The organism is Klebsiella quasipneumoniae subsp. quasipneumoniae (assembly GCF_020525925.1).
Classification (GTDB): domain Bacteria; phylum Pseudomonadota; class Gammaproteobacteria; order Enterobacterales; family Enterobacteriaceae; genus Klebsiella; species Klebsiella quasipneumoniae.
Genome location: NZ_CP084876.1, coordinates 4,514,470 through 4,527,893, shown reverse-complemented (window position 1 = coordinate 4,527,893; position 13,424 = coordinate 4,514,470). Strand labels below are relative to the sequence as shown.

Genomic DNA, 13,424 nt, shown 5'->3' with positions numbered 1-13,424 from the left:
AATACGGAACCGAGAATCTGATGAGTGACTATAAATCGACCCTGAATTTGCCGGAAACAGGGTTCCCTATGCGTGGCGACCTCGCCAAACGCGAACCGGGAATGCTGGCGCGTTGGACCGATGATGACCTGTACGGCATCATTCGTGCAGCCAAAAAAGGCAAAAAAACCTTCATTCTGCATGATGGCCCTCCTTATGCGAATGGTAGTATTCATATTGGTCACTCGGTTAACAAGATTCTGAAAGACATTATCGTTAAGTCCAAAGGACTGACGGGCTATGACTCGCCTTACGTTCCAGGCTGGGACTGCCACGGTCTGCCGATCGAGCTGAAAGTAGAGCAGGAATACGGCAAGCCGGGCGAGAAATTCACCGCCGCAGAATTCCGCGCCAAATGCCGCGAATATGCCGCTCTGCAGATCGAGGGGCAGCGTAAAGATTTCATCCGCCTCGGCGTGCTGGGCGACTGGTCGCATCCGTATCTGACCATGGACTTCAAAACCGAAGCCAACATCATTCGCGCGCTGGGTAAAATCATCGGCAACGGCCACCTGCATAAAGGCGCCAAGCCGGTGCACTGGTGCGTAGACTGCCGTTCCGCGCTGGCGGAAGCGGAAGTGGAGTATTACGACAAGACTTCTCCATCCATCGACGTGGCGTTCCACGCGGTAGATAAAGCCGCGGTGCTGGCGAAATTCGGCGTCGCCGACGTCAACGGCCCGGTGTCGCTGGTTATCTGGACCACCACCCCGTGGACCCTGCCGGCTAACCGCGCCATCTCCCTATCGCCAGAGTTCGACTATGCGCTGGTGCAGGTGGACGGCCAGGCGCTGATCCTGGCGAAAGACCTCGTTGAGAGCGTGATGAAGCGCGTTGGCGCGGCCGATTACACCATCCTGGCGGCGGTGAACGGCGCCGAGCTTGAACTGATGCGTTTCCAGCACCCGTTCCTCGATTTCGACGTGCCGGCGATCCTTGGCGACCACGTGACGCTGGATGCCGGTACCGGTGCGGTGCATACCGCCGGCGGCCACGGTCCGGACGATTACACGATCAGCCAGAAATACGGTCTGGAAATCGCTAACCCGGTTGGCCCGGACGGGGCTTATCTGCCAGGCACCTATCCGTCTCTGGACGGTATCAACGTCTTCAAAGCCAACGATATCATCGTTGAGATGCTGCGTGAGCGCGGCGCGCTGCTGCATGTGGAAAAAATGCAGCACAGCTATCCGTGCTGCTGGCGCCACAAGTCGCCAATCATCTTCCGCGCCACCCCGCAGTGGTTCGTGAGCATGGATCAGAAAGGTCTGCGCGCGCAGTCGCTGAAAGAGATCAAAGGCGTGCAGTGGATCCCGGACTGGGGCCAGGCGCGTATCGAATCGATGGTCGCCAACCGTCCTGACTGGTGCATCTCCCGTCAGCGTACCTGGGGCGTGCCGATGTCGCTGTTCGTGCATAAAGAAACCCACGAACTGCACCCGCGTACCCTTGAGCTGATGGAAGAAGTCGCGAAGCGTGTTGAAGTCGACGGCATCCAGGCGTGGTGGGATCTCGATTCCCGCGACATCCTTGGCGATGACGCTGACAGCTACGAGAAAGTGCCGGATACCCTCGACGTCTGGTTTGACTCCGGGTCGACCCACTCTTCCGTGGTTGACGTGCGTCCGGAATTCGCCGGTCACGCCGCCGATATGTATCTGGAAGGCTCCGACCAGCATCGCGGCTGGTTCATGTCCTCTCTGATGATTTCCACGGCGATGAAAGGCAAAGCGCCATATCGTCAGGTACTGACCCACGGCTTCACCGTCGATGGTCAGGGCCGCAAAATGTCCAAGTCTATCGGCAACACCGTTAGCCCGCAGGACGTGATGAACAAGCTGGGCGCCGATATCCTGCGCCTGTGGGTGGCTTCCACCGACTACACTGGCGAAATGGCGGTCTCTGACGAGATCCTCAAACGCGCCGCGGACAGCTATCGTCGTATCCGTAACACCGCGCGCTTCCTGCTGGCCAACCTGAACGGTTTCGATCCGGCAAAAGACATGGTCAAACCGGAAGAGATGGTGGTGCTGGATCGCTGGGCGGTCGGCTGCGCGCAGGCGGCACAGGAAGATATCCTGAAAGCCTACGAATCCTACGACTTCCACGAAGTGGTGCAGCGCCTGATGCGCTTCTGCTCCATTGAGATGGGCTCGTTCTATCTCGACATCATCAAAGACCGTCAGTACACCGCCAGGGCGGACAGCGTGGCGCGTCGCAGTTGTCAGACCGCGCTGTTCCACATCGTGGAAGCGCTGGTGCGCTGGATGGCGCCGATCATGTCCTTCACCGCGGACGAAATCTGGGGTTACCTGCCGGGCGAGCGTGAGAAATACGTCTTTACCGGCGAATGGTATCAAGGTCTCTTCGGTCTGGCCGACGACGAAGCGATGAATGACGGCTTCTGGGATGAGCTGCTGAAAGTCCGTGGCGAAGTCAACAAAGTGATTGAACAGGCGCGTGCGGATAAGAAAGTCGGCGGCTCGCTGGAAGCCTCGGTGACGCTGTATGCTGATGCCGATCTGGCCGCTAAGCTCAACGCGCTGGGCGATGAATTGCGATTTGTCCTGTTGACCTCCGGGGCGAACGTCGCAGACTATGCGAGCGCGCCTGCTGATGCGCAGCAGAGCGAACTGCTCAAAGGACTGAAAGTCGCATTGAGCAAAGCTGAAGGTGAGAAATGCCCGCGCTGCTGGCATTACACCACCGATATCGGCAAGGTGGCGGAACACGCGGAAATCTGCGGACGCTGTGTGAGCAACGTCGCCGGTGACGGCGAGCAACGTAAATTCGCCTGATGAGTAAATCGATCTGTTCAACGGGGCTACGCTGGCTGTGGGTGGTCGTAGCCGTGCTGATTATCGATCTGGGCAGCAAATTCCTGATCCTCCAGAACTTCGCTCTGGGGGAGACGGTTCCGCTGTTCCCGTCGCTTAATCTGCATTATGCCCGCAACTATGGCGCGGCCTTTAGCTTCCTCGCCGACAGCGGCGGCTGGCAGCGCTGGTTCTTTTCCGGGATCGCCATCGGCATTTGCGTGGTGCTGACGGTGCTGATGTACCGTTCGAAGGCGACGCAAAAGCTGAACAATATTGCCTACGCCCTGATTATCGGCGGCGCGCTGGGCAACTTGTTCGATCGCCTGTGGCACGGCTTTGTGGTCGATATGATCGACTTCTACGTCGGCGACTGGCACTTCGCCACTTTCAACCTCGCCGATAGCGCTATCTGCATCGGCGCGGCGATGATTGTGCTGGAAGGCTTCCTGCCGAAACCGACCGCAAAAGAGCAGGCGTAAATGTTAATGCCGGGTGGCGCCAAGTCAGCCCGGCCTACAGAATGTGTGGTCTCCCGTCGCCCGGTAAGCGTAGCGCCTCCGGGCACCAGGAGATCGAAAACAAGCGAGCAATTTGCATGTCTAAATCCGTACAGAGCAACAGCGCGGTTCTCGTTCACTTCACGCTGAAGCTGGACGATGGATCCACCGCCGAGTCCACCCGTAACAATGGCAAACCGGCGCTGTTTCGCCTCGGCGACACCTCCCTGTCTGAGGGGCTGGAGCAACAGCTTCTTGGTCTGAAAGAGGGCGAGAAAAAGGCCTTTTCGCTGGAGCCTGACGCCGCATTTGGCGTCCCGAGCCCGGACCTGATTCAGTATTTCTCTCGCCGCGAGTTTATCGACGCCGGCGAGCCGGAGATCGGCGCGATTATGCTCTTTACCGCAATGGATGGCAGCGAAATGCCTGGCGTGATCCGTGAAGTGAACGGCGATTCCATCACCGTCGACTTCAACCATCCGCTGGCCGGGCGCACCGTTCATTTTGATATTGAAGTGCTGGAGATCGATCCGGCGCTGGAGGATTAACATGCAGATCCTGTTGGCTAACCCGCGCGGCTTTTGCGCTGGCGTTGACCGCGCTATCAGCATTGTAGAAAACGCGCTGACGCTGTACGGCGCGCCGATCTATGTTCGTCATGAAGTGGTGCATAACCGCTATGTGGTGGATAGCCTGCGCAAGCGCGGCGCCATTTTTATCGAACAGATCAGCGAAGTACCGGATGGCGCGATCCTGATCTTCTCCGCTCACGGCGTATCGCAGGCGGTACGGAATGAAGCGAAGAGCCGCGATCTGACGGTGTTCGACGCCACCTGTCCGCTGGTGACGAAAGTGCATATGGAAGTCGCCCGCGCCAGCCGCCGTGGCGAAGAGTCGATTCTGATCGGCCATGCCGGGCACCCGGAAGTCGAAGGCACGATGGGGCAGTATAATAACCCGCAAGGGGGCATGTACCTGGTCGAGTCGCCGGAAGACGTTCTCAAGCTGGAAGTCAAAAACGACGCCCGGCTGTCGTTTATGACCCAGACCACCCTCTCGGTGGATGATACCTCGGATGTGATTGACGCGCTGCGCGCGCGTTTCCCGAAAATCGTCGGCCCGCGCAAAGACGACATTTGCTATGCCACCACTAACCGTCAGGAAGCGGTGCGCGCGCTGGCGGAGCAGGCTGACGTGGTGCTGGTGGTTGGTTCGAAAAACTCCTCCAACTCAAACCGTCTCGCCGAACTGGCGCAGCGGATGGGTAAGGCGGCTTACCTGATTGACGATGCCTCCGATATTCAGGAAGCGTGGGTCAAGGATGCGGCCTGCGTTGGCGTGACGGCGGGCGCGTCGGCGCCGGATATTCTGGTGCAGAACGTCATTACCCGCCTGCAGGAGCTGGGCGGCGGCGAAGCCGTACCGCTGGAAGGCCGGGAAGAGAATATCGTCTTTGAAGTGCCGAAAGAGCTGCGTGTGGATGTCCGTGAAGTAGAGTAAGTTCTTTCCGTCAGCAGTATGAGAAGATGCCAGACTTAACGTCTGGCATTTTTTTTTAGGGAGAAACCATGCGCTTACCGATCATTCTTGATACAGACCCGGGCATCGACGATGCTGCCGCTATTGCCGCGGCGCTGTTCGCCCCTGAGCTGGATCTGCAACTGATGACCACCGTGGCGGGCAATGTCTCGGTAGAGAAGACGACCCGTAACGCGCTGCAGCTGCTGCACTTCTGGCATGCCGATGTGCCGCTGGCGCAGGGCGCCTCGATGCCGCTGGTGCGTCCCCTGCGCGATGCCGCCTCGGTGCATGGCGAATCCGGTATGGAAGGGTATGACTTTGTTGAGCATCACCGGCAGCCGCTGGCGAAGCCGGCCTTCCAGGCGATCCGCGATGCGCTGATGCATGCTGCCGAGCCGATCACTCTGGTGGCGATTGGCCCATTGACCAATATTGCGCTGCTGCTGACCCAGTATCCGGAATGCCTGTTCAACATTCGCCGGCTGGTGATCATGGGCGGCTCGGCGGGCCGGGGCAACTTTACGCCGAATGCCGAATTCAATATTGCCATCGACCCGGAAGCCGCCGCGAAAGTCTTCCACAGCGGGCTGGAGATTATCATGTGCGGGCTGGACGTCACCAATCGGGCGCTGCTGACGGCGGATTATCTGGCGACCCTGCCGACGCTGAATCAGACCGGTAAAATGCTCCATGCGCTGTTTAGCCACTATCGTAGCGGCAGCATGAGTAGTGGTCTGAGAATGCACGATCTCTGCGCTATCGCATGGCTGGTCCGCCCGGAACTGTTCACCCTACAGCCGTGTTTTGTGGCGGTGGAGACGCAGGGAACCTGGACCGCCGGCGCCACGGTGGTGGATATCGAAGGGCGACTGGGCCAGCCGGCCAATGCCCAGGTGGCGCTGGATATCGATGTCGACGGGTTTCAGCGCTGGGCGGCGGAGGTGATCGCCCTGGCGCCGTGATACTCACCCAATCTTCAAGGAGAGAAGTGATGACCTATGGACAGGCGTATTTAAGCGGCTGGAAAGAGACCTTTAATTTTAGCGGCCGGGCCAGCCGACAGCAGTTCTGGACGTTTTTTCTTATCAATATACTGATCGCCAGCGCGCCGCTGGCCGTCTGGTGGCTGGCAACCAGCTTTAACCCTCAATACGGCATCCTCAGTTTTGTTGTTATTCCCTTTGCTGCGCTGTGGTTGCTGCTGATGACTCTCCCTCTGCTGGCGATCGGCTGCCGGCGGATGCATGATATCGGCCGCTCCGGGCTCTGGTTCGTGCTGGGGGTTATCATTCCGTGGTTTGCGGTTATTTCGCTGGCGCTATGCTGCCTGCGTTCAGCGCCGGCACCGTCTCGCTGAGATAATCAATCATCGCCCGCATTCTGGCGGGCATATGCTTATCTCCCGCCCAGAGCAGCCACAGATCGCCGGAGTAGCTGCTGATAAATTCCCATTCGGGCAGCACCTGCACGATGTCGCCATTCGCCAGCGCCTCGCGGGCGGTGAACAGCGGCAGGCTGCCGATCCCTAAATGCTGCCTGACCGCGTCGAGGCGCACGGCGGTATGGTTGGCGGCGTACCGCCCGTATGTTTGCACCGTTTCGGTTTTCCCTTCCCGACGGAACTTCCAGCGCGCGTCGGCGGGCGTTTCGCCAAGGCTGATGCAGCTGTGCGCGCGCAGTTCCTGCGGCGTGCGCGGCATACCGTGGCGCTGTAAATAGACCTCAGTGGCGCAGATAACGTGCGTGACTGGCATCAACGGTTTGCCATGCAGACCGGGCGAGGGGGTATCGGTGATGCGTAACGCCAGATCGATACCGTCATCGATAAAATCCAGAGGGCGATCTTCCAGCCGCAGGCAGACGTCAACCTGCGGGTAACGCTGAAAAAACGCCATCATCAGCGGATGGATCACGAAGCGGCCGACGGCTTTCGGTACGCTGAGCGTCAGCTTTCCCTGGGCGACCGTTTGGCGACTGCCGGCGGAATCCATCGCCTGTCGCGCCGCTTCCAGCATCTGCTGGGCATGCTGATACACCGTTTCCCCGGCATCGCTCAGACGCAGCTTGCGGGTGGTACGCTGCAGCAGTTTGCAGCCCATCTCTCGCTCCAGCCGCGACACGCTGCGGCTAACGGCGGAAGGGGTAATGCCGCTCTGGCGGGCGACGGCGGAGAAGCTGCCCTGGTCGACGATCTGGACGAAAAGGGCAAGGTCGGGCAGGAGGCTGAGATTCATTTGTGCTCCCGGAGCAAGAGTGCATTGGCTGGTGATAGGATTATCGCTGTCGGTATTAATAATATACTGGGCGGACAGAGAGGAGAATCACTATGACTGAACGGGTTTATTACACCAGCGACGCTACTGATGGGCGCGCCCAGATCATCGCCTGCACTGCGGAAGCGGATGGCCGCTACGCCATCGAACTGGATCGGACGCTGTTTCACCCGCAAGGGGGCGGTCAACCGGCGGATCGCGGCTGGATAGCTGGTCAGGCCGTTGAGACGGTTATTGTGCGCGGCGACAGCGTGCTGCATATTCTGTCGCAACCGCTTCCCCTCGGTGAAGTGGAGATGAGAATAGATGCCTCCGCGAGACACCTGCATGCCCGCCTGCATTCCGCCGGCCACCTGCTTGGCCTGGCGGGCGAACAGCTTGGCTGGCAACCGGTGAAAGCGCACCACTGGCCTGGCGAGGGGCGGATCGCTTTCACCGGCGGGAACCACGCCGTGATACCCGACGCCAGCGCGCTGTTGAGCCAGGTGAAGGCATGGCAGGCGCAGGACCTCCCGCGTCAGGTGATCTTCGCTGAGGGTTTGCGCATGGTGGGGTTTGGCGAACTGCCCGCCTATCCCTGCGGTGGCACACATGTCGCCCGCCTGGCGGAGCTGGGCGACATTCTTATCAGTCAGATTAAGATGAAGAAGGGGCGGCTGGTGGTCAGCTATTCCCTGGCGTAAACGTTTCAGACCTGCTCAGGGGAGGTCTGTTTGCCGCGATAAATACGCTCCGGTCGACCAACCTTGCCGTAGCTGATTTCCGCTTCCAGAAAGTCGTTCTTCACCCCTTGTTCCAGATAACGGCGGGCGGTGGTTTTGCTGCTGCCAAGGATACGCGCCAGCGAGTCGGCGGTATGCACCACCCCCGTGTCGGCAAACAGCTGGAGTACGCGCTGAAAGGTGCTTTCATCGATCCCGCGTAGCGGTGCGCTGGCCGGTTCCGTCTGTTCCCGAGCCTGAATATTAAACAGCGCATCGACGTGGATCTGGCTGGCCTGTTCGCTGGAACGCAGCGAGCTGCGATAGCGAGCGAAGCGCTCCAGGGTGTGCTGCAGGCGCTGATAGTGCACCGGCTTAATCAGATAGTCGAACACCCCCAGGCGCAGTGCTTCGCTGATGGTATCCATATGATTATCAGCGGTAATAAAGATAATCCGCCCCTTGTAATGGGTACTGACCGCATGGCGGATCAGGTCGATACCTTTGCCGTCAGGTAAGAAATTATCCAGCAGGATCAGCTGCGGTTGATACAGTCTGAGTTGTTTCCTGGCGCTCTCGAGTTTATCCGCAATGCCAATGACGTCGAACTGGGGAAACTGTTTGATGTTATCCACCAGGATCTCCGCCAGCATAGGTTCGTCTTCAACGATAAGAGTGGTGATGCTATCCATGATGTTCATCTCGGGTCAGGGGAATATAAAGAGTAAAGATGCTGCCAAAAGGAATGTTATTTTCGACGACGATGCTGCCGCCTGCCTGTTCCACGTAGCTGCGAACCAGCCAGAGTCCGATGCCATGATCTTTGCTGACGCTGCTGGTGACGCCGCGCTCGAAGATCCGATCGCGCAGCGTCTCGTCAATGCCGCATCCCTGATCGGCGACCTCGATAATCACCTCGTGGCCGTCACTGTTGATTAGGCACTCTATCTGCCTTGAGCCCTGCGGCTGTTGCAGGCTGGCATTGTAGGCGTTATCAAGCAGATTCCCCACGATCGAGATCCATTCGTTGTGAGAAAGGGCGGTGGGTAATCTGTCGACGAAGCAGGCCGGATCGAAAATCAGCTCAAGTCCAAGCTCTTTGGCCCGGTAATATTTGCCGATCAACAGCCCGGCCAGGTGGTTGTCCTGGAAATTACGCGCGATAAAATCGATGACCTTCTGGTGACTTTCCGACTGCTGTTGGATCAGATCCAGCGCATGATCGTAGCGTTTAAGAAACAGCAGGCCGGCGATGGTGGAGATCAGATTGCGATGCTCATGCTGCACGGCGCGCAGGTTATCGGCATATTGTTGTACCTGGCTAAGCTGCAGGCTGAGGGTGTTGATATCGTCTTTACTACGAAAGCTGATCACCCAGCCCTGTGGCTCATTATTTAAGATCACCGCCATCCGGCTGGCGATCACTTTGATCTGATTGAAGGTGACGATCTCGTCTTTTTTATTGGTCTGCGGCGCATCGTAGAAGAAAGCCTCCTGCGAAATCACGCTGCTGATCCCTTTACCGATAAGCGTCGTTTCCGGTTGGCTCAGGTTGAGCAACCGGCGGGCAGTCTGATTAATCGCGGTGATCTTGTAACGGGAGTCGATGGCGATAAGCCCTTCGAACACGGATTCAAACAATACGCTTTGCTGGATCAACAGCTGCGACAGCTGTTGGGGTTCCATATTCAGCATCTGCTTTTTGATATGCAACGAGAAGCGGCGGGCGCAGTAGAGCAGGAGCAGTAACATGATCGCCATCGGGATCAGCAGCGAGCTTATCTGCAGGCTGAGCCAGTTCTCTAACTGTTCAATGGTATAGCCTACCGACACAATGCCAAGCACCTTGCCGGTCTCGTCCTGAATCGGTGATTTACCGCGCAGCGAGGAGCCCAGCGAGCCTTTGCGCACTGACACGTAGCTTTTCGCGTTTAATAGTGCTTCATCGCTGTCGCCGCCCTCCATCGATTTGCCGATTTCATCAGGGTTGACGTGATAGAGGCGCTGGCCGTTAGCATCACCGACGGTGATATAGGTGGCGTCGGAGAACGAACGCATGGGGTCGATAAGCGCTTTGATTCTGGCGAGGTCGCGTTTCTGAACCGCCTCGACCAGCTCCGGCATCGCCGAAATCTGCATTGCCTGAATCAGCGCTCGCTGCCCGACCTGGTAATGCAGACGCTCTTCGGTAATGTCGGTCAGATACCATGACATCGCCAGCATAACGATCGTCGAGGTGAATAAGATCAGCAGGAAGATGCGATTCTGAAACGATCGCCTGGCAAACCAGTGGGTGATTTTTCGGGTATACATAGTGCCAATAGACATTAAATGATTAGTTTCCCCGTTTCGCGGCCCGAGAACCCGCAGATGGCGCACAGAACCGCTAATTTCAGAAAAGTGATCGATGGAAAAGGGGCGTTGTTAATCCTGACCCGGAGGCGGGGCAACGGCCACGCCTCCGGGGAGGACGCCGGCCTACATCGCCAGCACGTACTTGAGCATCACCCCGGCGGCGATCGCCGAGCCGATCACCCCCGCCACGTTCGGGCCCATCGCGTGCATCAGCAGGAAGTTCTGCCCGTCCGCTTCCAGACCCACCTTGTTCGACACCCTTGCCGCCATCGGCACCGCCGACACCCCGGCTGAACCGATCAGCGGATTGATCGGGTTCTTACTGAACCTGTTCAGCAGCTTCGCCATCAGCACCCCGGCGGCGGTCCCCACGCAGAAGGCGATTACCCCCAGCAGCAGGATCCCCAGGGTCTGCGGCTGCAGGAACTTGTCCGCCACCAGCTTGGCCCCCACCGACAGCCCGAGGAAGATGGTCACGATGTTGATCAGCGCGTTCTGCACCGTATCGCTCAGCCGCTCCACCACCCCGCTCTCGCGCATCAGGTTGCCGAAGCAGAACATCCCCAGCAGCGGCGCGGCGTCCGGCAGCAGGAGCGCCACCAGCAGCAACAGCACCGCCGGGAAGAGGATCTTCTCCCGCTTACTCACCGTACGCAGCTGCACCATGCGGATCTTCCGCTCCTTATCCGTGGTCAGCGCCTTCATGATCGGCGGCTGGATCAGCGGCACCAGCGCCATGTAGGAGTAGGCGGCCACCGCGATGGCCCCCAGCAGCTCCGGCGCCAGCTTGCCCGACAGGTAGATGGCCGTCGGGCCGTCGGCGCCGCCGATGATGCCGATGGCCGCCGCCTGCGGCAGGGTGAACGAAATCAGGCCGAAGTAGTTGAGTGTCAGCGCCCCGAGGACGGTGGCGAAGATACCGAACTGCGCCGCCGCCCCCAGCAGCAGGGTGCGCGGGTTGGCCAGCAGCGGGCCGAAGTCGGTCATCGCCCCGACGCCCATAAAAATCACCAGCGGCGCGATGCCCGAGCCAATCGCCACCTTATAGAAGATGGCCAGCACCCCGGCGGAGTAGCCCATGTCCACCGCCAGGCTCTCCATCTGCCCCTGCACCGACGGCAGGGCCAGGGCCAGCGCCTCCTTAATGGCGTGGACGTCCGGCGCGCAGTGGAGCTTCGCGGCAATCACCGCCAGCTGCGCCGGGTCGTGGTGGGCCAGCAGGCTCTCCAGGGCGCTCAGCGCCAGGCCGGCCTCCGGGATGTTCGACAGCAGGCCGCCGAAGCCAATCGGCAGCAGCAGCAGCGGCTCGAACTTCTTCGCAATCGCCAGCCAGAGCAGCAGCAGGCTGACCAGCAGCATCACCGCCTGGCCGAACCCCAGGTGCATCAGCCCCATCCCCTGAATCAGGGCGTTCAGACTTTCCATTTCCGCTCCTCGTCGTTACGCCAGCTGCAGCAGGGTGTCGCCGACCGCCACCGCATCGCCGGCTTTCACCGCGATACCGCGGACGGTCCCGGCCCGGGCGGCGCGGATTTCGGTCTCCATCTTCATGGCTTCCAGAATCAGCAGCACCTCGCCTTCGGCCACGCTCTGACCCTCGCCTGCAATCACTTTCCAGATAGTGCCCGCCAGCGGCGCGGTGACCGGGGTGCCGGCGCCGGCCGGGGCGGCGGCAGGAACCGGTGCGGAAGACGGGGTGGCCGCCGTCAGCTGGCTGACGTCGCCGCCGTCGCTGACCTTCACCACAAAGGCTTTGCCTTCCACTTCCACGGTGTAGATACCGGAGGCGGCGGCTTTTACCGGGGCAGGAGCAGGCTGCGCGGCTTCCAGCTGCGGCACCGGTTCAAAGGCCGCCGGGTTATGGCGGTTTTCGAGGAACTTCAGGCCGGGCTGCGGGAACAGGGCCACGGTGAGCACATCGTCGATGGCGTTCTCCGCCAGCTGAATATTCTTCTCCTGCGCCTGGCGCTTCACATCGGCTTCCAGCTGCGCCAGCTCCGGCTTCAGCAGGTCCGCCGGGCGGCAGGTGATGGCCTCAGCGCCGTCCAGCACCCGCGCCTGCAGGGCGGCGTTCACCGGCGCCGGGGTGCGGCCGTATTCACCTTTCAGAATACCGGCGGTCTCCTTCGCGATGGTTTTGTAGCGCTCGCCGGTCAGCACGTTGAGCACCGCCTGGGTGCCGACAATCTGCGAGGTCGGGGTGACCAGCGGGATGAAGCCGAGGTCCTCGCGCACGCGGGGGATTTCCGTCAGCACCTGGTCGAGTTTTTCCGCGGCGTTCTGCTGCTTCAGCTGGCTTTCGAGGTTGGTGAGCATCCCGCCCGGCACCTGGGCCACCAGAATGCGGCTGTCGGTGCCCTTCAGCTGGCCCTCGAAGGCGTGGTACTTCTTACGCACCTCGCGGAAATACGCCGCGATGCTCTCCAGCTTGTGGATATCCAGCCCGGTGTCATATTTCGTGCCGGCGAGGGTGGCCACCAGCGCTTCGGTGGCCGGGTGGCCGTAGGTGGCGCTCATCGAGGAAATGGCGGTATCGACGCCGTCGACGCCGGCTTCAATGGCCTTCAGCAGGGCCATCTCCGCCATGCCGGTGGTGGCATGAGCATGCAGGTGCAGCCTGACGTCATAGCGCTTCTTGATTTCGCTGACCAGCTCAAAGGCGGCGCCGGGGGTGAGAATGCCGGACATGTCTTTAATCGCGATGGAGTCGACGCCGGTCTCCAGCAGCTGTTCGGTGAGGTCGAGCCAGGTCTGCAGGGTGTGGGCCGGGCTGGTGGTGTAGCTCAGGGTGCCCTGGGCGTGGGCGCCGTGGCTGCGGACCGCCTGCAGGGCGGCCTGCATGTTGCGCGGGTCGTTCATGGCGTCGAAGACGCGGAAGACGTCCATGCCGTTTTTGACGGCGCGCTCCACGAAGCGTTCGACCACGTCGTCGGCGTAGTGACGATAGCCGAGCAGGTTCTGGCCGCGGAGCAGCATCTGCAGCGGGGTTTTCGGCATCGCCTTTTTCAGCTCGCGCAGGCGGACCCACGGGTCCTCGCCGAGGAAGCGGATGCAGGCGTCGAAGGTGGCGCCGCCCCAGCACTCCAGCGAGCGGTAGCCGACGTCGTCAAGCTGAGCGGCGACGGGGAGCATATCGTCGAGACGCAGACGGGTGGCGAACAGGGACTGGTGGGCGTCGCGCAGGACGACATCGGTAATGGCAACGGTCATGAATTCCTC

Annotated in this window: 12 protein-coding genes; 7 read left to right on the top strand and 5 right to left on the bottom strand. The window is 60.2% G+C overall.

Translation table 11 applies throughout. The annotated features are described in order from the left end of the window. Positions 1-20: 20 nt before the first annotated feature. The 6 genes from ileS (at position 21) to LGM20_RS21725 (ending at position 6,233) form a co-directional block, all read left to right on the top strand. Positions 21-2,837 carry an isoleucine--tRNA ligase gene (gene ileS, locus LGM20_RS21750; RefSeq protein WP_044525330.1) on the top strand — a complete coding sequence of 939 codons (2,817 nt, stop codon included), beginning with the start codon at positions 21-23 and terminating at the stop codon, positions 2,835-2,837. Then, positions 2,837-3,337 (top strand): signal peptidase II, encoded by a 501-nt coding sequence (gene lspA / locus LGM20_RS21745; protein WP_023291926.1) that lies wholly within the window; start codon positions 2,837-2,839, stop codon positions 3,335-3,337. Before ileS ends, lspA begins: the two co-directional genes overlap by 1 nt. Before the next feature lie 116 nt (positions 3,338-3,453). Further along, complete coding sequence (fkpB, locus tag LGM20_RS21740) at positions 3,454-3,903, top strand: FKBP-type peptidyl-prolyl cis-trans isomerase (protein WP_023291927.1); 450 nt, start codon at positions 3,454-3,456, stop codon at positions 3,901-3,903. A 1-nt stretch (position 3,904) separates the two neighbouring features. Beyond that, positions 3,905-4,855, top strand: a complete 951-nt coding sequence (gene ispH, locus LGM20_RS21735; RefSeq protein WP_002887979.1) for a 4-hydroxy-3-methylbut-2-enyl diphosphate reductase — start codon at positions 3,905-3,907, stop codon at positions 4,853-4,855. A 68-nt stretch (positions 4,856-4,923) separates the two neighbouring features. After that, positions 4,924-5,838 (top strand): ribonucleoside hydrolase RihC, encoded by a 915-nt coding sequence (gene rihC / locus LGM20_RS21730; RefSeq protein ID WP_044525320.1) that lies wholly within the window; start codon positions 4,924-4,926, stop codon positions 5,836-5,838. A 29-nt stretch (positions 5,839-5,867) separates the two neighbouring features. Then, the gene (locus LGM20_RS21725; RefSeq protein WP_044525321.1) at positions 5,868-6,233 is read left to right on the top strand and encodes a DUF805 domain-containing protein; all 366 of its coding nucleotides are present in this window, start codon (positions 5,868-5,870) and stop codon (positions 6,231-6,233) included. On the opposite strand, the gene LGM20_RS21720 is transcribed toward LGM20_RS21725, so the two are convergent. After that, the gene (locus tag LGM20_RS21720) at positions 6,181-7,110 is read right to left on the bottom strand and encodes a LysR family transcriptional regulator (protein ID WP_032452406.1); all 930 of its coding nucleotides are present in this window, start codon (positions 7,108-7,110) and stop codon (positions 6,181-6,183) included. The two genes, LGM20_RS21725 and LGM20_RS21720, sit on opposite strands and share 53 nt — an antisense overlap. A gap of 92 nt (positions 7,111-7,202) precedes the next feature. On the opposite strand from LGM20_RS21720, the gene LGM20_RS21715 reads away from it, so the two are divergent. Further along, a complete protein-coding gene (locus tag LGM20_RS21715) occupies positions 7,203-7,832 on the top strand; it encodes a serine-tRNA(Ala) deacylase AlaX (RefSeq protein WP_044525322.1) in 630 nt (209 codons plus the stop codon). Positions 7,833-7,837: 5 nt separating this feature from the next. Here the strand turns inward: LGM20_RS21715 and citB are convergent, their stop codons facing one another. From citB to oadA, 4 genes are all read right to left on the bottom strand, one after another. Then, a complete protein-coding gene (gene citB / locus LGM20_RS21710) occupies positions 7,838-8,542 on the bottom strand; it encodes a citrate response regulator transcription factor CitB (protein WP_044525323.1) in 705 nt (234 codons plus the stop codon). Beyond that, positions 8,535-10,163, bottom strand: a complete 1,629-nt coding sequence (gene citA / locus LGM20_RS21705) for a citrate sensor histidine kinase CitA (protein ID WP_044525324.1) — start codon at positions 10,161-10,163, stop codon at positions 8,535-8,537. The genes citB and citA overlap by 8 nt, the downstream gene beginning before the upstream one ends. Before the next feature lie 165 nt (positions 10,164-10,328). Next, positions 10,329-11,630, bottom strand: a complete 1,302-nt coding sequence (locus LGM20_RS21700) for an oxaloacetate decarboxylase subunit beta (protein ID WP_023291143.1) — start codon at positions 11,628-11,630, stop codon at positions 10,329-10,331. A gap of 15 nt (positions 11,631-11,645) precedes the next feature. Beyond that, complete coding sequence (gene oadA / locus LGM20_RS21695) at positions 11,646-13,415, bottom strand: sodium-extruding oxaloacetate decarboxylase subunit alpha (RefSeq protein ID WP_224222683.1); 1,770 nt, start codon at positions 13,413-13,415, stop codon at positions 11,646-11,648. Positions 13,416-13,424 lie beyond the last annotated feature (9 nt).

Coding starts and splice junctions, on each gene's coding strand:
- LGM20_RS21715 (WP_044525322.1), top strand. CDS start 7,203: ATGACTGAACGGGTTTATTACACCAGCGACGCTACTGATGGGCGCGCC.
- LGM20_RS21725 (WP_044525321.1), top strand. CDS start 5,868: ATGACCTATGGACAGGCGTATTTAAGCGGCTGGAAAGAGACCTTTAAT.
- ileS (WP_044525330.1), top strand. CDS start 21: ATGAGTGACTATAAATCGACCCTGAATTTGCCGGAAACAGGGTTCCCT.
- lspA (WP_023291926.1), top strand. CDS start 2,837: ATGAGTAAATCGATCTGTTCAACGGGGCTACGCTGGCTGTGGGTGGTC.
- LGM20_RS21700 (WP_023291143.1), bottom strand. CDS start 11,630: ATGGAAAGTCTGAACGCCCTGATTCAGGGGATGGGGCTGATGCACCTG.
- rihC (WP_044525320.1), top strand. CDS start 4,924: ATGCGCTTACCGATCATTCTTGATACAGACCCGGGCATCGACGATGCT.
- fkpB (WP_023291927.1), top strand. CDS start 3,454: ATGTCTAAATCCGTACAGAGCAACAGCGCGGTTCTCGTTCACTTCACG.
- ispH (WP_002887979.1), top strand. CDS start 3,905: ATGCAGATCCTGTTGGCTAACCCGCGCGGCTTTTGCGCTGGCGTTGAC.
- oadA (WP_224222683.1), bottom strand. CDS start 13,415: ATGACCGTTGCCATTACCGATGTCGTCCTGCGCGACGCCCACCAGTCC.
- citB (WP_044525323.1), bottom strand. CDS start 8,542: ATGGATAGCATCACCACTCTTATCGTTGAAGACGAACCTATGCTGGCG.
- LGM20_RS21720 (WP_032452406.1), bottom strand. CDS start 7,110: ATGAATCTCAGCCTCCTGCCCGACCTTGCCCTTTTCGTCCAGATCGTC.
- citA (WP_044525324.1), bottom strand. CDS start 10,163: ATGTATACCCGAAAAATCACCCACTGGTTTGCCAGGCGATCGTTTCAG.